Source organism: Endozoicomonas sp. ALE010, from assembly GCF_049310165.1.
GTDB lineage: Bacteria > Pseudomonadota > Gammaproteobacteria > Pseudomonadales > Endozoicomonadaceae > Endozoicomonas.
The window spans coordinates 73,759-95,633 of the sequence record NZ_JBLYNV010000012.1 but is presented as its reverse complement, the minus strand read 5'-3'; the positions used below and the strand labels follow the sequence as shown (position 1 = coordinate 95,633).

Here is a 21,875-nt window from a genome sequence, read left to right as displayed (position 1 = left end):
ATCCCGTTACCCTTAAACCCGTTAGCGAATTTTCAACGATGCCAGTCCAATCAGAACCAGCACAATAGTAATAATCCAGAAGCGCACGATGACCCGGGGTTCAGGCCACCCTTTCAACTCAAAGTGGTGGTGCAGCGGTGCCATGCGAAATATACGACGACCGGTTAACTTGTAGGAGCCCACCTGCAAAATGACAGAGACCGTCTCCATAACAAAAACACCGCCCATAATAATCAGCACGATTTCCTGGCGGACGATAACCGCAACAACCCCGAGGGCAGCACCCAGCGCAAGAGCACCCACATCGCCCATAAAGACCTGGGCCGGGTAGGTGTTAAACCAGAGAAAACCAAGGCCTGCCCCGGCGATGGCAGCACAAAATACCATCAGCTCTCCGGCTCCCGGCACCGCAGGAATCAGCAGGTACTGGGCAAAGGTTGCATGTCCACTCAGATAGGCAAATACCGCCAGGGCTGAAGCCACCATCACAGTGGGCAAAATAGCCAGACCATCCAGGCCATCCGTCAGGTTGACGGCATTACTGGAACCGACAATGGTCAGGTAGGCCAGCACCACAAAAAATGGCCCCAGCTGCAACGTGGCATTTTTGAAAAAGGGAATAATCAGGGTTGTTTCTGTCGCGGATGGCGCGGTAAAAAACAGGAAAAAAGCGGCACCCAGGCCAGCAACCGATTGCCAGAACATCTTCCATCGAGCGGGCAGACCACGGGAGTTCTTTTCAACCACTTTGCGGTAATCATCCACCCAGCCAACCGCACCGAAAATACCGGTAACAAACAGCACAACCCAGACGTAGCGGTTACTCAGATCGGCCCATAGCAAGGTGCTGATGGCAATGCAGATAAGAATCAGGGCACCACCCATGGTCGGGGTGCCAGCCTTGCTTAAATGGCTTTGCGGACCATCATCACGGACCGCCTGGCCAATCTGGTAAAAACTCAGTTTGCGAATAAAGTGAGGCCCAAGCCATAAGCTCATGGCCAGAGCCGTGAGGACCCCGAAAATACCTCGCAACGTGAGGTACTTGAACACCAGAAATCCATGGTAATACTGGGCTAAATAATCTGCCAGCCAGACCAGCATCAGGCATCTCCCTTGTAATCAGACCCAATCAGAGCCTGGATAATGTCCAACATCTTCATCCCTTTTGATCCTTTCACCATGACAGCCATACTGTCGCTGTTAGTAATGCTCTGAAGCTGTGCTTTCAGAAAGGCAATCAACTCGTTTTTATCGTCGAAGTGCTGTCCGCTGCCAAAGGCTTCACTGGCCAGGCGTGCAGAAGGCCCGAAACTCAAAAACTGCTGAATACCCAGTTCTTGCGCATAGCGGCCAATGTCCCTATGACGTTCATCGGATATCTCACCCAGGTCCAGCATGTCACCCAGAACCATAATGGTCCGGCCGCCACAGTCCGCCAGCTGCTCCAGTGCCGCCAGCGTCGCTTTCGGGTTGGCATTGTAAGTTTCATCAATCAGGACTGCACCGGACGAATGAACAAAGCGTTGTCCACGCCGCTGATAAGGTCGGGCATTTTCCAGTCCACGGGCAATAATGTCCAGCGACAACCCACAGGCGAGTGCAACCGCCGCCGCGCAACAGGCATTGGTCACCTGGTAGCGCCCCCAGAAGGAAAGCTGCAGCGTTTGTTGCTCTGGCTGCTGCCCCTCTCTGCGAATATGCAACGTGAATCGGGTGCCTTCCTGATTGGGCGTGATATCACTGGCAAAACAGTTCGCCTCAGGACTCCGGGCACTGAAACTGATAATGTGTCGACCCGGCTTTTGCAGAACCCGGTCACACCACTGACCGTAGAACCGGTCATCCATATTCAGAACTGCTGTACCATCATCCGGCAGAGCATCCAGAATAAACCCTTTTTCCCAGGCAACCCCTTCAACACTCTTCAAATCCGCCAGATGGGTTTCAGCGGCATTGACGATCACGGATACGTCAGGGCTGCCCATATTGGCAATGTATTCAATTTCGCCAGGAGCACTGGTGCCCATCTCAACCACGGCAAACTGATGGGCTTCGTTGATTCTTAACAACGTTAAGGGTGTGCCCAGCGCATTATTGAGGTTGCCCTGCGTTGCCAGCGTTGGGCCAGCTTCGGAGAACATGGCCAGCAACATCTCTTTGACCGATGTTTTGCCGCAGGAACCGGTAACACCAATCAGACACCCGGCAAAGCGATTGCGATTGGCAGCACCCAACAGCCCAAGTGCCTGTTCGGAATTTGCCACCACAATCTGCGGCAAAGCAGCACCAGTAACATAGTGTTCGGTCAGGGCAGCAACAGCACCTGCCGCCTGCGCCTGGCCCAGGTAATCGTGCCCATCAAAGCGGGGACCTTTAATAGCAATAAAAAGATCACCCGGTTGCAATGTTCGGGTATCAATACTGACACCGGTAACTGACAGCTCATCATTTGGCAGATCATGCAACTGACCGTTAACAATCCCGGCAACTTCGGCAAGGCGCATCGATTCAATCATGCCTGCACATCCTCTTGAACATTTTGCAACCGAGCGCCTGTGCATTGCGATTGCAATACCCGCTGCACCTGTTCTGCATCATCGAAGTGATGTCGAACACCATCAATTTCCTGATAGGTTTCATGCCCCTTGCCCGCGATCACGATAATGTCACCGGCACTGGCGGAAGTAATTGTGGAACGGATGGCTTCAGAGCGATCAGCAATCACCTGAATGCGCTGACGGTCATTCTCTGTAATACCGTCCAGCGCATCAGTGATGATCTGGCGGGGATCTTCAGTTCTGGGATTATCACTGGTCAGCACTGCTTTATCCGCACCGTTCAAAGCGGCGAACGTCATCAAAGGTCGCTTACCTCTGTCCCGGTCACCACCACACCCATATATACAGACAATTTTCCCGGCTTCTTGTTCGCAATCTTTTTCGGAAGGGGTCATTCTCTTTATTTGCGCACGGTGCTCACGCAATGAAGAAAGCACACTGTCAATGGCATCCGGCGTATGGGCATAATCAACCAGCACCAGCGGCTGAGTGCCACCACCAAACTGCTGCATCCTGCCGGGAGGGGCAGAAATCGCCGGAATAGCCGCCAGAATGCGATCAAGTGCATACCCCTGAACACCCAACGCAGCAATAACCGCCAACAGATTTTCCAGGTTAAAACGTCCCAGTAATGAAGTCGCCAATGTACCCACACACCAGGGCGTATGAAGGGTTGCCCTGAAACCTTGCGGTAACGTTTCAATGTTACTGAGATACACATCTGCCGAAGCATCTTCCAGGGACCAGGTGGTGATATTGGCATTCTGTGGGCAGGAGGAAAGCATCAGCGGTGCAAACTCATCGTCCTTGCCAATAACCGCATACCGGTATGTACACTCGGAAAACAGCCGGGCCTTGGCCGCTGCGTAGTTCTCCAGGGAACCGTGATAATCCAGATGATCACGACTGATATGGGTAAACAGCGCCACCTCAAAAGAGACCCCGGACACCCGTCCCTGATCAAGCCCGTGGGAGGACACCTCCATAGCCAGCGCCTCTACGCCATCCGCTACCAGTTGCCCCAGGTACTGCTGCAGGGAAATCACATCACTGGTGGTATTTAAGGAAGCCTCCATCTGCCCCGGCAACCCGCGCCCCACGGTGCCCATTAATGCACAGGGCTTGCCCAGCTGCCCGAGGATTTCAGAGATAAACCAGCAACAGGAGGTTTTGCCATTGGTGCCGGTAACACCAATAACGCTCAACTGTTCAGAAGGTTGCCGATAAAAACGATCAGCCAGGGACCCAACCTTGCCACTGAGGCCCGGAACAAAAAAAACGGACTCATTGCCTGCCGCAGCAGACAGATCAAACCCTTCGCTATCATCCACCAGCACCGCTGCGGCACCTTTCTCCAGGGCATCAGCAATGTAGTTGCGGCCATCGGACTGAATACCGGGAATCGCAATAAACAACTCACCCCCGGTAATCTTGCGACTATCGAGGGTCATATGATACAGCTTCCTGTCTACCGCTACCACCGGTAGCTGCAGTTCGGCAAGCACGCCATTGAGAGTATTCTCTTGCTCAGCTGTCATTGCTTTTCGCTTTAACCTTCTTCCAATGGTGTAGAAATTTGCTCATCCCGATCATGGGGATTAAATGCCATACGCCGATCTGCCCCCGGATTACCCAACTCACCGGGCTCAACCCCCAGCATTCGCAGCGCCCCGGCTGCCACCTTGGAGAATACCGGCGCGGCAATCAGGCCACCGTAATAGTTCTTGCCAGAGGGATCATCAATAATGACCACCATGGCAAACCGTGGATTATCAATAGGTGCCAAACCGGCAAACATACCTATGTAGCGATCCTTGATATAACCGTTTGGCCCCACCTTTCTGGCCGTTCCGGTTTTCCCGCCAACCTCAAAGGCATCGATCATCGCCCGGCCACCGGTTCCGCCATGAACCACCTCACGAAGCATTTTCCTCAGATCATCCGCCACCTGCTGATCCATTACCCGAACACCGTCGGGCACCACATCTCTCTTGATCAGCGAGACAGGGCGCATCATGCCACCGGAGCCAAGTACGGTATAGGCCTGAGCCAGTTGCAACGGTGTCACGGTCAAACCGTAGCCAAAGGATAAGGTGGCAATCTCGATATCACTCCAGCGATCCCGATAGGGCAAATAGCCCGGATTTTCTCCGGGAAAACCGGTGCCGGTGCTTTGACCAAGGCCAACCCTCTGCAGCAAATCCAGCATCTTATCCGGACCAATGGCCAGCACCATTTTTGACACCCCGACGTTACTGGACTGTCTCAGCACAGTGGTCACATCAATAGCACCGTGATTCCGGTTATCCTTTACCTGATCCCTGCCAAGTCGCAGGTAACCGGGTGCGGTATTAATCACTGAGTCTTTGTGAAACTGACCAGACTCCAGGGCAGCCGCTACCGCAAAAGGTTTCATTGTTGACCCCGGCTCGACCATATCGGTCACCACCCGGTTGCGCATCTTATGGGCCTGCATATCCGCCCGGTTATTCGGGTTGTAGGCAGGCTGATTGACCATTGCCAGCACTTCCCCGGTTTTGACATCCAGCATAATCAAAGAACCGGCCTTGGCCTTGTGCTGCTCAACCGCCTTTTTCAACTCCCGGTAGGCCATATACTGAAGCCTCAGATCAATACTGAGCATCAGTTCCTTGCCGGGGCTGGCACTTTTCATCAGCTCAGCCTGTCGGGCAAGCTGGCCTTTACGGTCTTTCAGCACCCTTCGCTGACCTGGCTCACCGGACAGCCAATCATTGTAGGCTAACTCCAGACCTTCCTGACCAGACTCATCGATATTGGTAAAACCCACCAGATGGGCGGTCACCTCGGCAGCCGGGTAGTAGCGCCGGTGCTCATTGATCGCCCGGACACCCGGCACTCTCAAGGCCATGACCGTTGCCCCCTTCTCCGGTGTCAGCTGCCGTTTTAGGTAGATAAAATCCCGGGTTTTGGCCGCCTGCACACGATCCGATAGCCACTTATGGGAAACGCCCAACGCCTTTGCCAGGTCCTGCCAGCGGTCACTGGCCTGATACAGTACTTCAGGGTCAGCCCAGATCGTGACAACCGGCGTGCTGACCGCCAGCGGGTCACCATTGCGGTCAAAAATTACGCCTCTGTGCGCAGCCACTGACTCATAGCGAACAGAACGCTTATCACCTTCATTTTGCAGAAAGTGCCGATCCAGCAATTGCAAATCGACAATTCGGTAACCAATGGCCAGCCCTGCCACCAGCAGGACCGACTGCAGCATTTTCAGCCGCCACTTCCGGGTCAGGCTATTCACCATACGGCCAATCCAGACAGTCCCCTTGCCAGCCTTGCTCTCGGCCGCTGACCGGTTTCGCGGTGATACTTTCTGTCCCTGAGTTCGCCCCTGAGTCATGGCAGAACCATCTCTATCTGGCTGCTCTTTGGCACATCCATGTCCAGTTTCTCCCTGGCAACCTGTTCAATTTTTCCCGGTGATGTCAGTGTGCTGTGTTCCAGCAACAACTTACCCCACTCAACCTGTGCACTGTTCCGGTTCTCAAGCTCCTGCTGAATCCGGTTATTCAGAAGACGGTTCTCGTAGGAAACGTAACCCACAGACAATCCCGACAATATCACCAGTAACAACAGCAAAAGCGCAGCACCATAAGATCGAAGAAGATGCAGACACGCCAGAAGACCACTATCCATCATCAGGCCCATGATCAAACCAGCTTTTCTGCCACACGCATAACTGCACTTCGTGCCCGGGGATTTTCCTGCACTTCCTGCCGGGAAGGTTTGATCGCCTTGCCCAGACTTTTCATCCGCCGATTCAACTGATCTTCTGTCACCGGCAGCCAGCTTGGCAGCTCATCCCCCTTTTGATGCTTGCGGATAAAGCGTTTGACAATCCTGTCTTCCAATGAGTGAAAGCTGATAACCACCAGTCGGCCACCGGGCTTCAATTTTTCCAGAGCCCGATCCAGACAAAGCACCAGATCCTCCAGCTCCCGGTTGATATGGATTCTGATCGCCTGAAACGCACGGGTCGCCGGGTGCTTACCCTTCTCCCTGGTGGGGCAGGCCGCTGCAATAATATCGGCAAGCCGTCGTGTGGTCAGAATCGGTTCAATATCCCTTTCCCTGACAATGGCCCTGGCCATCCTGCGGGAAAAACGGTCTTCGCCATATTCCCAGATTACCCGGCTGATCTCCTGTTCTTCTGCCCGCGCCAGCCAGCCAGCGGCAGTCTCGCCATCCTGGTGATTCATCCGCATATCCAGAGGTCCCTCCTGCATAAAGCTGAAACCTCTTTCCGGATCATCCAGCTGGGGCGAAGAAACCCCAAGATCCAGCAAAATCCCATCCACCAACTGGTCACTGTGCACGGAATCCACATCGGTAAAAGAACCGTGATGAATGGCAAAGCGTGGATCCTCACTGGCCAGCTGGACACCGGTGGCAATGGCCAATGGGTCTTTATCAATACCCACCAGCCGTCCCTGCTCTGACAGGGTGTTCAAAATCAAACGACTGTGCCCGCCTCGGCCAAAAGTACCGTCGACATAGATTCCGGCTGGATCCGTCAGCAACGCATCGACAGCCTCATTCAGCAGCACTGTTTTATGCACATGGTCAGCCACCTCATTTTGGGTCGCTACCATTTCCTTGCCACCTTTGCTGACATCTGCCTGACTACCAACACGATTTAACGATTTCATAAACTTTTCACAAAGCTTTCTTAACTCAAAAACAGCAAAAAAAGTGATTTACAAAGAGAGCGACTGCAATTCCATCGGAATCTCTTCTGATTCACTGGCTTCTTTCAGGTATTGGTCGCGGCGCTCATTCCAGCAACGTTCATCCCAAAGCTCGAATTTCTTGCCCTGACCCAGCAAAATACTGCGCTTTTCAAGACCTGCGTAGTCACGCAACAGTGGAGGGATAAGAATACGCCCATTGCCGTCCAGCTCTACATCGGTGGCGTGCCCAATCAAGAGCCTCTGAATCCGGCGGGTCATTGGATGAAAACTGGGAAGTGCTTCAATTTTCTGCTGAATAAGCTCCCACTCATCCAATGGATAAATCAGCAAGCAAGGTTCGTCGGTGTCAATCGTTGCCACCAGGGCACCACCGCAGCGATCCCGCAACACCTGCCGATAACGGGCTGGTATGGCAAGACGCCCTTTGGCATCCAGATTAATGGCATTTACACCGCGAAACACATTACCTTCTCCCTGGTCCCCGAACCCCTGAAAACCTTAAAGTGACCATCACTTATAAAAAGCACTAATGAGAGCCAACTCCATTCGACCACCCATTTCGCTCCACCTGTTTCGTTCCATCAATTGGCCCCGCCAATTCGCCCCACAATAATCCACTTTACACCACTAAAGCACACTATAGGAATCTGAAAAACCCACGTCAAGCAGGGGTTCTACCTCTTCCCCGTCATTATTGGACAACCCAATAAAAGAACAGTTTGAAAAATGAATAGCGAAAGCCTTTAAACAAAGGGCAAAACAGAATCTATGGAGGAATTAAAGAACTATGGTTCTATTTTTTTAAAGGCAGCAACAGCGGGTACAAAACACTTTTATTGCGATAAAGACTTTGGATTTAAAGACAGTGAGACAAAGACAGAATCGCGTCGGGGGCAACAGACACCCTGGAAACGATCAGGAAAAGCAAACTTGAAGCGGAAAAAAGAGTCGCGAGCCGGCCTGTAAGCCGGGTTCTGTCCAGCCTGCCAAAGCAGGCCTGGGCAGTCATTCATCTGGGATGTCTGTCACCAGACACCTCAAGCAACCTACCCGAATCCAGTGCGGGTCACACCTATAGGATTCCTATTTGGTCTTGCTCCAGGCGGGGTTTACCGTGCCATGGACTGTTACCAGCCATGCGGTGCGCTCTTACCGCACCCTTTCACCCTTACCGGCCAACTTCTTTACAACAAGCGTTGAAAAGAACACTGGCTTAGGCGGTCTACTCTCTGCTGCACTTTCCGTAGGCTTTCGCCCCCCAGGCATTACCTGGCACCCTACCCTCTGGAGCCCGGACTTTCCTCCCTTCACTCTGATCAAACAACCAGAATAAACAGCGACTGCCCGGCCAGCTCGCGGCGGCGAATATTACTTGTGAAATCATCAATAATCAACCGTAATAACAATCTACTCGGTTTCCGGGTTGGCAAAAACCGTTATCCATATACCCTCTTCCGGCGAAACCACCTTTAGGAGTTGTCCCGGAATAAACTTCATCATTTTACTTAGTCTGGTAAAAAGCCGCCGCCCGTTTCCCGCTGCCCGCAAAAGCACAAGTGGTTGCGGCTTTTCGGGCAGCGGGAAACGGGCAGCAAACCGGTGTCGGGTCTTGAATTTTAACGACAATCGTCTTGTTAGAATTCTATTTATTATGAAACTCTCTCTGCTCATTTTTGTCCAAGTCAAGGAATTGGGTCGTGGTGTTCGGTAAAGCAATGATCAGTGTCAGGGAAAGTGCGTCAGATTTATCTTTTAATTGTTCTCTCTGTGAAAGTAGCGACGATCGTATCGGACAACAGGGTGGGCGACTGGTCAAAACTTCTTGCCCGTCATCACACGTTTTCCATCTGGAATGCATCACCAAATGGCTTGACAGTGAACAGCAGGCCGAAAAAAGTCTTAACCTGCGCGAATGCAGTCAATGCAAGCAACCGTTACTGCCATTGATTCCTCTGGGTGGGAGTCACGTCCTTGACGAGGAATCACCTTATTGTGAATCCCTGATGCTTCATGCCTGCCGTACCGGTAATCTGACAACGCTGAACTGGCTGCTGGCCGAAGACGAGACTCTGGCAAATCGGACTTATCGTTCGGCGCTCACTGGTCAACCTGAGTCCCCGTTAGCTGTCGCCATCCAATACTGCCACCATGATTGCGTCCGGGCCCTGGTCGAAAGCGGTGCTGTTGTCAACACTGACGATCACGATGATCAGACACCCCTGCACCTTGCGGCCCGGTCGGACCGCACCGATTGCTCGCAAATGCTGAACCGGGCCGGGGCGAATATTATTGAAGAAGATAAGGCTAACGATTGCTTCACGCCTCTCCACGGTGCTGCCTTCTATAACCGCACAGACACCGTCACGGTCAAGGTATGGTCGGACAGGGACCAGTCCCTTGACTTTGATGATCTCCACTTTGCTATCCGCAATGGCAACACAAAGATAGTCAAGATGTTGCTGGTCACTAACCCCTCTCTGGCCAAAGCCAAGAGTAACAATGGCAGAACGGCTCTCCACCTGGCTGCTCTTGAAGGCAACACTGAGGCCATCCAAATATTGCTGGCCACTGACCCCTCCCTGGCCAATGCCAAGAATAACTATGGCAACACGGCTCTCCACCTGGCTGCTCTTGAAGGCCACACAGAGGCCATCCAGGTATTGCTGGCCTTTGCCCCCTCCCTGGCCAACGCCAAGAATAACTATGGCAACACGGCTCTCCACTTGGCTGCTCATCAAGGCCACACAGAGGCCACCCGGGCATTGCTGGCCATTGCCCCCTACCTGGTTAAAGATAAAGACAACAAGGGCTGTACGGCTCACCACCTGGCCGCCCTTAATGGTCACACAGAGACCCTCCGGGTATTGCTGGCCATTCCCGGCATCAAAGTCAATGTGAAGACAAACCCTGACCAGACGGCTCTGGACCTGGCTACCCGGAAAGGTCACACCCCGTGCCAGGAACTCCTTATTGAAAATTGGGCCCATTAATCGTCCTGCTTTGTGCAGTGAGCAATAAAATAGCGGAACATAATTGATCAATGGCCGGTAGAGTCTGCCCCGGGTTCTGCGACTTTGGTCAGACTCTCAGTTTTTAACAAACAGAGGAAGATATTCAGGGACAATTCCCGGGAACAGCAGCTACTCCCCCTTCTTCATGTCCAAACCCAATTCATAGAGGTCTTTCTTTCTCAACCCGGTCAGATCAGCAACCACTGCAGCCGCTTTTTTAATGGGCAAATCCAGTAACAGACGTTGCAGCATTTTTGCAATATCGGGGCTGATTTCAGAATCTTCTTCCTCCTTAAAGCCCTCGATCAGCACCACAAACTCGCCACGCTGCTGATTGGCATCGGATTGCAAAACGGCCTGAATCTCCGACACCGTACCGGTCATCACGGTTTCAAAGGTTTTGGTGATTTCCCGGGCAAGAGCAATGTACCGGTCACCACCGAGCACCGTTGCCAGATCTTCCAGAAGTTCCATAATCCGGTGTGGCGACTCATAAACCCCCCAGGTACTGGAAAAAGCCGCCAACGATTCTATTCGCTTACGACGCCCCGCCCCTTTAGCGGGCAGAAAACCTTCAAAATAAAAACGATCCGTAGGCAAACCACTGACTGACAGCGCGGCGATAAATGCACAGGCCCCGGGAATGGGAACCACCCGAAACCCGGCCTCTCTCACCGACCGGACCAGGTAAAAGCCCGGGTCAGAAATTAACGGCGTACCGGCATCACTGATCAGGGCAATGGTCTCCCCCGCCTGCATACGTCGCACAATCATCCCGGCCTGATGTCGTTCATTGTGGTCATGGCAGGGAATCAGCGGAGTATCAATACCAAAGTGATTCATCAAACGCTTACTGTGCCGGGTATCCTCTGCGGCAATAACGTCAACCTGACGAAGCACCTCTATGGCCCTGGGCGTCATATCACCCAGATTACCCATTGGCGTAGAAACTATATAAAGAAGCGGGTCAGACATGACAATAAAGAACCGATATGAATTTTCAGGCAATAGCTTACCATTTTGACCACTTCACATCCGAAAAAAATCCAGACAGAATCAAAACCCTGACTGCCATCGTGGCAGAAGACTTTAGCCCCAGCGAGGAACATGAACACCCGCAATAAGTCACCAGAAGCCATTGTGAACTCACGACCCCAGGTTAGTGTACTGAACTTTTTTTTAATCAATAGGTCAATGAGTGGTGAATGCTTTTTTCCACACAATGTGTTTTTCCTGCAATTACAGAGATAATCCATGATCACGGGCATTTCTACTTCCACCTGTTTAAATACTGATGCTCCCCCCACTTACCAGGAAGCCATCGATGACAGTCTTTATTCCATTGAACAGCTGGCAAGAAAATTTATTGTCAACGCCGAAGCAATCCGTAAATCCAACCAAGGGGACATTAATCAATGCAAAAAATCACTGTTTGCCAGAATGATCAAGCAATTAAATGAGCGCATCCCCAGACCTTTTATACTCCCGACTGAACTGAGCGCACTAACCAACCCAAAGAATTTTAGCCATTGCGATTGGAAAAAGTGGCAAGACAACGTCGACCAGAAGGATTTTGATAAGGGATATGGTGCCATCAAGGAAATAGGAGACAGGATCGGATCAGAGGACACAGAAAAACTGCTGTTTGCATTTTTACCACCATTGGACCCGGAGTATTATGACTTTTTTTCCATAACTTCTATTTTAAACAAAGAGAAGCCTTTTCAGCAGGTGGCCGGGCTGATGCGAGGCCGATGTATACCCGCAAAAGACTTTATTACGAAAGCCATCTCAATGGGACTCGTGGACGAAGAACTGGTGAACAAGATATACGCTCGGGGTTCTGAGGATCAAGCCAGTTCAGTAAACGACGAAACACCCGATAGCCAGCTGCCGGATTACAATACTGCATGCAACCAACTTGAGGTCGTCTCAGCCTGTGATCTGGCTGGAGAATTCATAACAACCGCTATTACCAGCGGGAGAGATACTGATGCCGATAAAATTGAACTAATGCATCAGTTTACTTCCATTCTGAATGAAACTCACAGGTGTGGTGTCAGTGTCATAGGCATTAATCCGGGGCAGTTCGGCAAGAATCCGAACAAAGTGATTAAGTCAGATTGGTCAAGCTGGCAAAAGGCCGTTTATAAAGAAATCAAAAAAAACAATACCTGGGTACCACGGAACGAAAAAACTATTGAAAAGATTGAAGGTATATTATTAAAAAGTAACCTCAACCCTGACATGCTGTACACTGTTTTTAGGTCAAACCCGGATATCCTTGATTTAAACTTCAACCCTGGAAAAAAAGTACCCCACAGTGAAGATTTGCTTAAGTCAGCGTTCATGTTTTGTAAAGGCATCTGTCAACCAATAACTAACATCATCACTGGTTTGATTAAGTCAGGCTGTTTAACTCAAAAAACCATTAATAAGATTTATTCACTGGGCATCAAGTCTTAAAAATTCAGATTACCAAGGCTGAACAGGATGGGTACTTCAGTTGAGTTAAAAAACTGCTGACGTACATCACTCTCAGTTGCCCAATATCGCTGAGCAGCCTGGTTTTACTATACGACAGGAAATATTCCGCCTCTGGATTTTATCCTCTCAATGATTGCAGCCTTGGCTGGAGTTGGAAACTTTGATAGCCGGGTTGTTTGTTCGTTTATCTGAGTTGCTGGACCAAATTAAGCAGCACACTGTTTTGGGTTGCTTCTGCCACAACTATATGAAACAGTACCCCCCCCTTGCCCGTATTACTCCCCTTGGCTCAGCTCTTTCTTATCCAGCTCAAGGGCAACGTGCGCTTTTATATTATCTTTCCAGTCTTTTACCGGTCAGCAATGCAGATTGAATATAGACGATTTTCACATAACCAACATTTTTTTCACGCTACCTGGCATACGATCACCAACCGGGTCAAAACGGAAAAAAGAGACACTGCTTTAACGAGATGTAAAATTTGGAGTCTGATCACTATCATGAGAAAAATTGTATTACTTACATGTCTTTTATTTTCGTCATTGCTACGCGCAAATGAATTCGATCCCGGTCAGTACAGCGTTGCACCACTGTTGCCCGAAAAGTTGGTTGTGGTCCGTAGCCAGGTGTCCGGTGTTGTCGATGCCTACAACTTTGAAAATGGGGATCCGGTCAAAAAGGGCAACGCTCTGTTAGCCATCTCCGCCAGAGATTACACACTCAATCTCAATCTGGCCAGATATGAGCTGGATGTGAGCAAAAGTGAGCTGGCAACCCAGCAGAAACAGTTGGCACGTTTTCAGTCCATGTACAAGACCAAAGGTATCTCCGCCAGTGATCTGGATAACCAGACACGGTTGACTAATATCAGCCAGGCACAGCGTAATGCCAGCAATGTCCGATACGACATTGCCCGGGAAACCCTCAACAAGTCTGCTCCCAAGGCACCGTTTTCCGGAGTGATTGTTGAGCGTACTGTCGAGCTTGGGCAGTTTATCTCTGTCGGTGACCCTCTCTATACCATCGTTGATACCCAGCAGCTCAAAGCACGTTTTCATCTTCTGGAAGCGGACTTTACTCGCCTGAAAAAAGGCGACCAGCTGAAGGTGGTTGTGCCATCCATCGGGCAGTCATTGACCGGTCATGTGACTGTACTCTCTCCTGCTATTCAGACAGATGCCCCCGGATTTCTGGTGGAGGTCACCGTCAATAACGGTGCCGGCAAACTGAGTGCCGGTATGGAGTCACGTGTTTATCTGGACGTCACTGGTCGCACAACCACTGGGGAAGCACGATGAACACATTGCTGGAACTGTTATCACTGCGCAAGTTTGCTGCCAAGGCGCTGACCTTTCTGATCATCGCTACCGGGGTGTTTATCGCCATTGGCCTGCCGATGGCAGAAAAGCCCCGTTACGACATGATGAGCGGCAATATCACCACAAGTTATCCCGGTGCCACGGCACTGGATATCGAGAGCAATATCACCAGCAAGATCGAGAAAGAGTTACTGTCGATATCCAGCATCAAGGAATTTACCTCCACGTCTGAGAACGGTAGCTCCAGTATCCGGGTGACTCTGGAGAGCGATGTCTCCGATCCAAATGCGACCTATCAGGATATTCGTGATGCACTGACCAAGGTCTCTGGGCTGCCCGCCGGTGTCACCGATGGGCCGACCTTTTCTGCGACAAAGTCCTATAGCCTGGACTTTATGGTGGTCGGTATCGCCGGTTCCGATGCGGTGTCGTACAGTGAGTTGCGAAAGCAGGCCAGGGATCTGGAGCTAAAAATACGGCAAATTGAAGGTATCGGTGATATTCATACCACAGACCTTCGTGATCCCGAGTTTCTGATCGCCCTGGAACCCATATCCCTGAAGCGCTACGGTCTGACCGTCGATGAAGTGGCCGCACTGGTTGCCCAGCGTAATGCACTGATCAGCGGTGGTCGTCTGGATCAGCTGAAAAACAGCCCTGAGCTGATTACCGCTGCCGAGCTGAAAAGTGTCGAACAGTTGCGGGAGATGATGATCGGTTTTGCCCCTCGTCTGAAGCTCAAGGATGTGGCCGGAGATATTCGGGAGAGTTTTGCCAAGGGCGAGGTCTACGGTTCGATCAATGGCAACAAGAGTATTGTTTTCGACCTGCGCACCAATGAGAGTGGCGATGTACTGAGTACGGCTGAAAACGTCCGCAATCTGCTGGCGAAAGAGCAGGAGCTGCTGGGCAAGAACTATACGCTGGGTGTCGGCTTTGATCTCTCTAACGAGATTCAGGAGAAAGCCTCGATTGTACAGAGTAATGGTCTGATTGGCCTCGGTCTGGTGCTGGTAACTCTGGCACTGTTCCTGAGAAAGCGGATCGCCCTGTGGGTGGCAATATCTATCCCGGTCTGTATTTTCGGTACCCTGGCAGTGTTGCCGGCCTTTGGTCAGATTCTCGATGTCTTTACCCTGTCTGCACTGATCCTGATTATCGGCATTATTGTCGATGACGCGGTCGTGGTCAGTGATCGTATAGTGGCACTGGTGGAAGAGGGCTACGAGCTGGAACGTGCCGTCACCGAAGGTATAAAAAGCGTTTTTCCAGCGGTGCTGGCCAGCGTGCTTTCCACCATGATTGCCTTTGTGCCGCTGCTGTTCCTGCCCGGTAACAGTGGCAAGATGATGTATGTGATTCCGCTCACCGTCATTATCGCCCTCTGTTTCTCGTTTATTGATGCACTGTTGTTTATTCCGGCACACCTGAAAGGCGTGTTCAAGCAGGGAGAGGCGGTTGCCAAAGAGGGATCCAGACAGCTTAAGTGGCTGAATACCATCGTTGCCAGCCTGATTCGCAAGCGTGCTGTTTTCCTGCCGGTTATGGTGGCCACCATTATTGGTCTGGGGGTGGTTTCGTACCAGAGTCTGACCTATCTGTTCTTCCCGGTCGATGGTGCTTACATTATCGAGATGGAAGCGGAAGCGGATACTGAACTTTCCCTGGATGAAGTCTGGAAAGAGACCCGGGCACTGGAAAAGATTATCAAGAATACCCCGGAAGTGGCGGCCTGGTACGGTCAGGTCGGAACACCGGCCAGCACCTGGGGTGTCTCCCTGGTACCGGCCAACCAGCGCGATCGCAGTGCCGAGCAGATCGTTGCCGACTGGGAGAAGCAGGCCGAGAGTATTACCGGCCTTGCCCAGATCGAGTTTGATGTCGATGGCGGTGGTCCGCCAGCTGGTCGTCCGGTAGACCTGCGGGTTGTCGGCGGCAGTGACGAAGGCCGCGAGAAGCTGGCCAATGGCCTGGTGGCATTTTTGCAGGAGATACCCGGCAGTCATCGGGTACGGCGAGATCTCAATGCACCATCACCACAGGCGCAGGCAGTGTTGCAGTACGACTGGCTCAACTATTACGGTATCAGCGCTACGCAGGTCGGAGATATTATCAAGTACGCTATTGATGGCCAGCGCGTGACGCGGGTCTTCAACGGTGAGGAAGAGGTTCACTTTCGTGTGGCGCTTGACGACAATGATCGACTGTTGACCGAGCTGGATGAATTGCTGGTGCGCGGCAAGAATAACCAGCTGATACCTTTGCGCAAGCTGGTACGCTGGGAATTTACCGATGCTCTGGCTGGTATCGACCATTACAACGGCAAGCGGGTAATTCGGGTTTCGGCGGGTCTGGATACCACCATAACCGATCCGGTGGCGGTCTTTGATCAGGTGCAGACCCGGTTCGCTACCGCTAACATGAGCACCGATTATCAGGGTGCGAGTATTATCGTTACCGGCCAGATTCTGGAAACTCTGGAGGCGGAGCGAGGATTTTCTGTTGCTATCGGTTTTGCCCTGTTTGGCATCCTGCTACTGCTGTTGCTGCTGTTTGACCGTGTCTTCGAAACATTGATCGTACTGTCTGTTATTCCTTTGGGTATCTGCGGTGCGCTGTTTATCCTGTTCATCCATGGTCAGGTACTGAGCTTCTTCGCCATTATCGGTATGATCGCCCTGATCGGTATTATGGTAAACAACAGCCTGGTGCTGGTATGGCACCTGATGGAGACCGAGCAGGCGTGCACCAGGGCGAATATGGTGGAGTTTGTCATCAAGGGTACCCAGAGCCGTGTACGTCCTATTTTGCTGACAACGGTGACCACTGTTGCCGGTCTGACCCCCCTGGCCTATGGCCTCGGCGGCTACGATAACTACATGTCGCCCATGGCGCTGGTCGTTGGCTGGGGCTGCGTGATCTCGATGATGGTAACATTGACTGTGATTCCTTCCCTCTACCTGCTGGTTAAACAGCGGCAGTTTGGTAAGGCCTGATCGTTGATCTTTATGCGGGGACTCAATAGTTGAGTCCCTTTTTTTATTCTGGTTTTTATTGTGGAGCGGCCAGTGGAAAGAATACTGCTGATTGAAGATAACCGTGAAGTGGCAGGTGTTATTTTTGATTACTTTGAGAGCCTGGGTGTTGAGCTGGACTATGCCGATAATGGCGAGCAGGGTTTGCAGCTGGCGATGGCCGAGAAGTTTGATCTGATCCTGCTTGATCTTATGTTGCCCCGGATGGATGGCCTTACTGTCTGCAACAAACTGCGCGATGCGGGCAACAGTACGCCGGTATTGATGCTGACCGCGCTGGATAATCGGGAGGATATGCTAAACGGCTTCAGGCACGGGGCGGATGATTACCTGACCAAGCCCTTTGATCTTGAGATTCTGGAGGCGCGCATGAATGCGCTGATCCGCCGTTACCACGGTAAAACCGCGCCCTCCACGATTACCTTCAAATCGTTGGATATCGATCAGAAGACGCGGCAGGCCTATCGCAATGGTCAGTTACTGACGTTGAACCCGACCACCTACACAATACTGGAGCTTCTCTGCCAGCAGGCACCAGAAGTTGTTACCCGCCAGGAGATAGCCCGAAAACTCTGGGACGATGATGACGAACCCGGCAGTGATGTTATGAGAAGCCATATCTATCAACTGCGCAGCCAGTTGGACAAACCCTTTGCCACGCCGATGTTAGTGACCATTCCCAAGGTCGGCTACCGGTTAGAGGAAGTGTGATGCCCATTCGTTATCTGGTCAGCACCAAAACCATGACCGGTCGTCTGGCCGCTTTTTTTGCTGCCATCTCGATTTTTGTCGGTATCGGCACTTTCAGCATGGTGCACTGGGCGTTGCGCTGGTCGGAGGATCGGGTGAGTGAACGGCGCATGCTGATTGATCGTGATGAAGCGATTGCACGCTTTCAGACGGGGGAAAGTGGCAAAATCACGCTCGATGTCCAGACCGTGGCATACAACGATATGTCTCTGTTGCCGCAGGTTTATCAGGTAGTACTTCGTAACGAAAGGCATCACTTGAGAGAGGTCGCTGCGCTTAATGGTGCTGGCGGCGATCTGCTTTACAAAGGCAGTTACTCCGATCAAGACGGCAAGCACGATCTGGTGCTGGTATCAAAAGTTGACAGCGTTGAGTTGGGCAAGTGGGAAATCATCTCTATCAGTTCGATCGTTATCTGTCTGGTCTTTTTGCTAATGGCTCTGTTTGGTATTTTGCTCTACCGGCTCTCCAAAAACCTGATCGCGCCACTGAATGCCATTGCCGAACAGCTGGAAAGGCAGACCGGTGATTCCAACGCCGAGTTTACCGTCTCCCGCCTGGCTGCTGATGAGTTCAAAACGTTAACGCGCCATCTGAATCAGTACCGTCTTGATCTGCACCAGACCCTGAAGCGGGAGCAGGCCTTTGCCCGCTATGCCAGCCATGAACTGCGGACACCGCTGACTGTTGCCAAGGGGGCAGCGAAACTGCTGTCCCGTGGCGAGAAAACAGCATTTCAGGAACGACAGGTAACGCGCATCACCGATGCTATCGAGCAGATGGGTACCATGGTTGATGCGCTGCTGGCTATGGTGCGTTACGAGCGCAATATGGATGATGCGCCGTTGCGTACAGTGACCAAAACGGAGATAGAGGCCATTATCGCAGTCAATGCTTCGGCTGCCAGAGGTAAACAGCTGCGTACTGTCCTTACCTTTACTGACGAACCGGAAATTCGCGCGACACCTGCTGTCTTGAATATGGTGCTGGGTAATCTGATTCGTAACGCGGTAGCCATAACACCTGATGGGGAAATCACCATTCAGGTCAGCAGGGAGGGTGTACAGGTGATAGATGACGGCCCCGGACTGGGCGACATTCCTCGTAAAAACGGGCACGGGCTTGGCCTGTTGATTGTCGATGATCTGGCCCGTCGTTATGGCTGGACGTTTACCCTTGCCAACCATGCGGGACGCGGCTGTCTGGCCGAAATCGGTTTTTCTTGAATATTTTCCAATTCCTTTCACCCTTTTTTTACACGTCCATGGGTAATCTACGCATATCGATAAACACATGAGTGAACAGGACATTCACATGACTGATATGCCGATGAGCGTTGTTATCATTACGCTGAACGAAGAAAAGAATATTGGCCGCTTGCTTGATGATCTTCAGCAGCAACTTTTTGGATATAGAGGGATGTTTACCCCTCCCCCCACAACACCATAAATGGAACCAAATAATCATATTAAGGTCGAAAGGCGGTGTTTATAGCCAAGTGTGCAGGGTTTATCTTGAAAGCGACAGCATTAACCTACTCTCACCCAAAGCCTGTTTTACGGGTTGGTCGACAAACCGGTTCCAACGGGATTCCTGCCCCCTCCGGCAGCACATTTATCGGTAAAAGAATATCAAATCTTCAGTCTAACAGAGGGAAAACCACTGCCCCGGATGAAGGCAAATGGATTGAGGACGCCTTTTGGAAAAGAAAACCATTAAACGGGCGTCATGTGACCTCGGCGGTGGTGCTTCAAGCTTATTATAAATATGACAAGAGCTCTCTAAGGCCTGGCCTCTTCCTGCAAAAACTTTGCTTGAAGAACATTCTACATGGCAATAAAAAGATTACCGCAGACCAGGTCATGCAAGAACTCAACCGGGAACCAGTTCAAAGCAACAAGCAGGCATTGGCGATAGCACGCTTCAAAGCGGAATGCTGCCATAGAGGTCTGTTGTTGAATAACCAGAAGGTCACACCGGAAGCGGTGGTTGAAGGTTATCAGGCGGCCAATGCCACACTGGAGTTAGCCCGTTTCAAGCAGGAATGTTGCCTGAACCACCTGCCGTTAAATGGCAGGGAAGTCACACCGGATGAGGTGGTTAAGGGTTTCCCGAATAGTCCGGAAGGCAGACTGGGGGTAGCGCGCTTCAACGAGAAATATTACCTGAGAGGGCTGGCGTTGGATGACCAGCAAGTCACGCCGGATACAGTGGCCAGGGGTTATCTGGCCATCAATGCGACACTGGAGCTGGCGCGCTTCAAAGAGACATGTTACCTGAAAGGCCTGCCGTTGAATGGCCAGCAGGTCACACCGGACGAGGTGATTACGGATTATGAGACCGCCGGGGCAGTACTGGAGCTGGCACGTTTCAAAGCTGAATGTTACCTGAAGGGCTTGTCTTTAAATGGCCAGCAGCTTGCATCGGGGGCAATAGCCAGGGATTTTCAGGAAGCCAATACGACACTGGACCAGGCACGCTTCAAAGAGGATTGTTGTTTCAGGGGCCTGACGTTGAATGGTCAGCATGTCACACCGGATGCGGTGGTTAAGGATTTTCGGGCAGCCAGGGCAACTCTGGAGCTGGTGCGCTTCAAAGCAGAATGTTGTCTGAAAGGTCTGCCGTTGCATGGCCATCATGTCACCCCGGATGAGGTGGATAAGGAGTTCCCGGACAGCCCGGCAGGCAAACTGGGCAAAGCACGCTTCAAAGAGACATGTTGCCTGAGGGGGGTGCTGTTGCATGGCCAGCAGGTCACACCGGATGAGGTGGCCAGGGACTTTCAGGAAATCAGGGCAACACTGGAATTAGTGCGCTTCAAAGCCGAATGTTGCCTGAAAAACCTGCCATTGAATGGCCAGCCAGTCACACCGGATGCGGTGGTTAAGGACTTTCAGGCCGCCAAATTAATACTGGAACTGGCCAGCTTTAAGGGGCAATGTTGCCTTTTGGGCCTCGCGTTGAATGGTCAGCAGGTCAAACCGGATTCAGTGGTTAAGGATTATCAGTCCGCCAGGGCCCCACTGGAACTGGCACGCTTCAAAGCAGAGTGTTGCCTGAGGGGCCAGCTGTTGAATGGCCATAAAGTTGCACCGGATGAGGTGATGAAGGATTTCCCGGAATGTCCGGAAGGCAAACTGGGGGCGATGCACTTTAAAGAGCAATGTTGCCTGAATGGCCTGGCGTTGAATGGCCAGCAGGTCATGCCGGATGAGGTGGTTAAGGATTTTCAGACCGCCAGGTCGACACTGGAGCTGGCACGTTTCAAAGCGGAATGTTGCCTGAGGGGGCTGTTGTTGAATGGCCAGGAGGTCACACCGGATGAGGTGGTCAAGGGTTTCCCGGTGAGTCCGGATGGCAAACTGAGAATGGCGTATTTCAAAGCGGAATGCTGCCTGAGGGGCTTACCGTTGGGTGGCCAGCAGGTTGCACCGGATACAGTGATTAAGCACTATCAGGCACTTCAGGCCAAATTGGAGTTATCGTACTTCAGAGCGGCATGTTACCTGAAAGGCCTGCCGTTGAGTGGCCAGCAGTTCACACCGAATGAGCTGGACAAGCAATTCCCGAATAGTCTGGAAGGTAAACTGGGGATAGCGCGCTTCAAAACGGCCTGTTTCCTGAGGCAACTCCCGTTGAATGGCCAACTGGTCACACCGGATGAGGTGGTAAAGGGTTACCGGGCCGTCAGGGCAACCCGGGAGCTGGCACACTTCAAGGCGGAATTTTGTCTGAGGGGTCTGCCGTTGAATGGCCAGCTGGTCACACCGAATGAGGTGGTTAAGGAATATGAACGGGGAGGCTGGTTGCACGATCGAGATTTTTTTTATTCTCATCTGCCATTGTCTGCAAAATCTCAGTTAACATTAAGTATTTCATGATTTCATGAAAGTAACGCCAGTTAAAATATCGATAATGATACTTAAAGAAATAGACTACCGCTCATTAACCACTTTTTGTTGTAGCAAAGAGTGGT

General features: G+C 51.7%; 16 protein-coding genes and 1 other RNA gene. 8 read left to right on the top strand and 9 right to left on the bottom strand.

The annotated features are described in order from the left end of the window. Nucleotides 1-21: 21 nt before the first annotated feature. From mraY to rnpB, 8 genes are all read right to left on the bottom strand, one after another. On the bottom strand, nt 22-1,104 hold the full coding sequence (mraY, locus tag ACO6UY_RS07700) for a phospho-N-acetylmuramoyl-pentapeptide-transferase (protein WP_422450940.1): 1,083 nt from the start codon (nt 1,102-1,104) through the stop codon (nt 22-24). Then, nucleotides 1,104-2,519: a UDP-N-acetylmuramoyl-tripeptide--D-alanyl-D-alanine ligase gene (locus ACO6UY_RS07695; protein WP_422489528.1), complete on the bottom strand. Its 1,416-nt coding sequence runs from the start codon at nt 2,517-2,519 to the stop codon at nt 1,104-1,106. Before ACO6UY_RS07695 ends, mraY begins: the two co-directional genes overlap by 1 nt. Beyond that, entirely contained in the window at nt 2,516-4,099 is a 1,584-nt protein-coding gene (locus tag ACO6UY_RS07690) for a UDP-N-acetylmuramoyl-L-alanyl-D-glutamate--2,6-diaminopimelate ligase (RefSeq protein ID WP_422489526.1), read from the bottom strand. The genes ACO6UY_RS07695 and ACO6UY_RS07690 overlap by 4 nt, the downstream gene beginning before the upstream one ends. A gap of 11 nt (nt 4,100-4,110) precedes the next feature. Beyond that, nucleotides 4,111-5,946, bottom strand: coding sequence for a peptidoglycan D,D-transpeptidase FtsI family protein (locus ACO6UY_RS07685; protein WP_422450935.1), 1,836 nt, complete (start codon nt 5,944-5,946; stop codon nt 4,111-4,113). Then, nucleotides 5,943-6,254 carry a cell division protein FtsL gene (ftsL, locus tag ACO6UY_RS07680; protein WP_101746671.1) on the bottom strand — a complete coding sequence of 104 codons (312 nt, stop codon included), beginning with the start codon at nt 6,252-6,254 and terminating at the stop codon, nt 5,943-5,945. Before ftsL ends, ACO6UY_RS07685 begins: the two co-directional genes overlap by 4 nt. 2 nt (nt 6,255-6,256) lie before the next feature. Next, nucleotides 6,257-7,198: a 16S rRNA (cytosine(1402)-N(4))-methyltransferase RsmH gene (gene rsmH / locus ACO6UY_RS07675; protein WP_422451123.1), complete on the bottom strand. Its 942-nt coding sequence runs from the start codon at nt 7,196-7,198 to the stop codon at nt 6,257-6,259. Between the two features lie 105 nt (nt 7,199-7,303). Beyond that, nucleotides 7,304-7,759, bottom strand: a complete 456-nt coding sequence (mraZ, locus tag ACO6UY_RS07670) for a division/cell wall cluster transcriptional repressor MraZ (RefSeq protein ID WP_101746672.1) — start codon at nt 7,757-7,759, stop codon at nt 7,304-7,306. 485 nt (nt 7,760-8,244) lie between these two features. Beyond that, nucleotides 8,245-8,653, bottom strand: an RNA gene (gene rnpB / locus ACO6UY_RS07665) — RNase P RNA component class A. Nucleotides 8,654-8,997: 344 nt separating this feature from the next. Between rnpB and ACO6UY_RS07660 the strand changes: the two genes are divergently transcribed. Further along, nucleotides 8,998-10,287, top strand: coding sequence for an ankyrin repeat domain-containing protein (locus tag ACO6UY_RS07660; RefSeq protein ID WP_422489524.1), 1,290 nt, complete (start codon nt 8,998-9,000; stop codon nt 10,285-10,287). A gap of 150 nt (nt 10,288-10,437) precedes the next feature. Here ACO6UY_RS07660 and rsmI read toward each other — a convergent pair whose 3' ends face one another. Next, nucleotides 10,438-11,283: a 16S rRNA (cytidine(1402)-2'-O)-methyltransferase gene (rsmI, locus tag ACO6UY_RS07655; RefSeq protein WP_422489522.1), complete on the bottom strand. Its 846-nt coding sequence runs from the start codon at nt 11,281-11,283 to the stop codon at nt 10,438-10,440. A gap of 279 nt (nt 11,284-11,562) precedes the next feature. Between rsmI and ACO6UY_RS07650 the strand changes: the two genes are divergently transcribed. The 7 genes from ACO6UY_RS07650 to ACO6UY_RS07620 all read left to right on the top strand — a co-directional run bounded on the left by ACO6UY_RS07650 (nt 11,563) and on the right by ACO6UY_RS07620 (nt 21,780). Continuing rightward, complete coding sequence (locus ACO6UY_RS07650; protein ID WP_422489521.1) at nt 11,563-12,774, top strand: hypothetical protein; 1,212 nt, start codon at nt 11,563-11,565, stop codon at nt 12,772-12,774. 563 nt (nt 12,775-13,337) lie between these two features. After that, nucleotides 13,338-14,093 (top strand): efflux RND transporter periplasmic adaptor subunit, encoded by a 756-nt coding sequence (locus tag ACO6UY_RS07645; RefSeq protein WP_422463955.1) that lies wholly within the window; start codon nt 13,338-13,340, stop codon nt 14,091-14,093. Further along, nucleotides 14,090-17,110, top strand: a complete 3,021-nt coding sequence (locus ACO6UY_RS07640) for an efflux RND transporter permease subunit (protein WP_422463957.1) — start codon at nt 14,090-14,092, stop codon at nt 17,108-17,110. The genes ACO6UY_RS07645 and ACO6UY_RS07640 overlap by 4 nt, the downstream gene beginning before the upstream one ends. Before the next feature lie 72 nt (nt 17,111-17,182). Beyond that, nucleotides 17,183-17,860 carry a response regulator transcription factor gene (locus ACO6UY_RS07635; protein WP_422489519.1) on the top strand — a complete coding sequence of 226 codons (678 nt, stop codon included), beginning with the start codon at nt 17,183-17,185 and terminating at the stop codon, nt 17,858-17,860. After that, nucleotides 17,860-19,125: a histidine kinase dimerization/phospho-acceptor domain-containing protein gene (locus ACO6UY_RS07630; protein ID WP_422489517.1), complete on the top strand. Its 1,266-nt coding sequence runs from the start codon at nt 17,860-17,862 to the stop codon at nt 19,123-19,125. Before ACO6UY_RS07635 ends, ACO6UY_RS07630 begins: the two co-directional genes overlap by 1 nt. An 88-nt stretch (nt 19,126-19,213) precedes the next feature. Beyond that, a complete protein-coding gene (locus tag ACO6UY_RS07625; RefSeq protein ID WP_422489515.1) occupies nt 19,214-19,348 on the top strand; it encodes a hypothetical protein in 135 nt (44 codons plus the stop codon). 65 nt (nt 19,349-19,413) lie between these two features. Continuing rightward, nucleotides 19,414-21,780: a hypothetical protein gene (locus ACO6UY_RS07620; protein ID WP_422461195.1), complete on the top strand. Its 2,367-nt coding sequence runs from the start codon at nt 19,414-19,416 to the stop codon at nt 21,778-21,780. The last annotated feature ends 95 nt before the right edge of the window (nt 21,781-21,875 follow it).

What these genes read in the sequence shown, in the direction of transcription:
- ACO6UY_RS07640 (WP_422463957.1), top strand. Translation starts at nt 14,090, where the DNA reads ATGAACACATTGCTGGAACTGTTATCACTGCGCAAGTTTGCTGCCAAG.
- ACO6UY_RS07630 (WP_422489517.1), top strand. Translation starts at nt 17,860, where the DNA reads ATGCCCATTCGTTATCTGGTCAGCACCAAAACCATGACCGGTCGTCTG.
- rsmI (WP_422489522.1), bottom strand. Translation starts at nt 11,283, where the DNA reads ATGTCTGACCCGCTTCTTTATATAGTTTCTACGCCAATGGGTAATCTG.
- rsmH (WP_422451123.1), bottom strand. Translation starts at nt 7,198, where the DNA reads ATGGTAGCGACCCAAAATGAGGTGGCTGACCATGTGCATAAAACAGTG.
- ftsL (WP_101746671.1), bottom strand. Translation starts at nt 6,254, where the DNA reads ATGGGCCTGATGATGGATAGTGGTCTTCTGGCGTGTCTGCATCTTCTT.
- ACO6UY_RS07650 (WP_422489521.1), top strand. Translation starts at nt 11,563, where the DNA reads ATGATCACGGGCATTTCTACTTCCACCTGTTTAAATACTGATGCTCCC.
- ACO6UY_RS07685 (WP_422450935.1), bottom strand. Translation starts at nt 5,946, where the DNA reads ATGACTCAGGGGCGAACTCAGGGACAGAAAGTATCACCGCGAAACCGG.
- ACO6UY_RS07625 (WP_422489515.1), top strand. Translation starts at nt 19,214, where the DNA reads ATGACTGATATGCCGATGAGCGTTGTTATCATTACGCTGAACGAAGAA.
- ACO6UY_RS07690 (WP_422489526.1), bottom strand. Translation starts at nt 4,099, where the DNA reads ATGACAGCTGAGCAAGAGAATACTCTCAATGGCGTGCTTGCCGAACTG.
- ACO6UY_RS07695 (WP_422489528.1), bottom strand. Translation starts at nt 2,519, where the DNA reads ATGATTGAATCGATGCGCCTTGCCGAAGTTGCCGGGATTGTTAACGGT.
- mraY (WP_422450940.1), bottom strand. Translation starts at nt 1,104, where the DNA reads ATGCTGGTCTGGCTGGCAGATTATTTAGCCCAGTATTACCATGGATTT.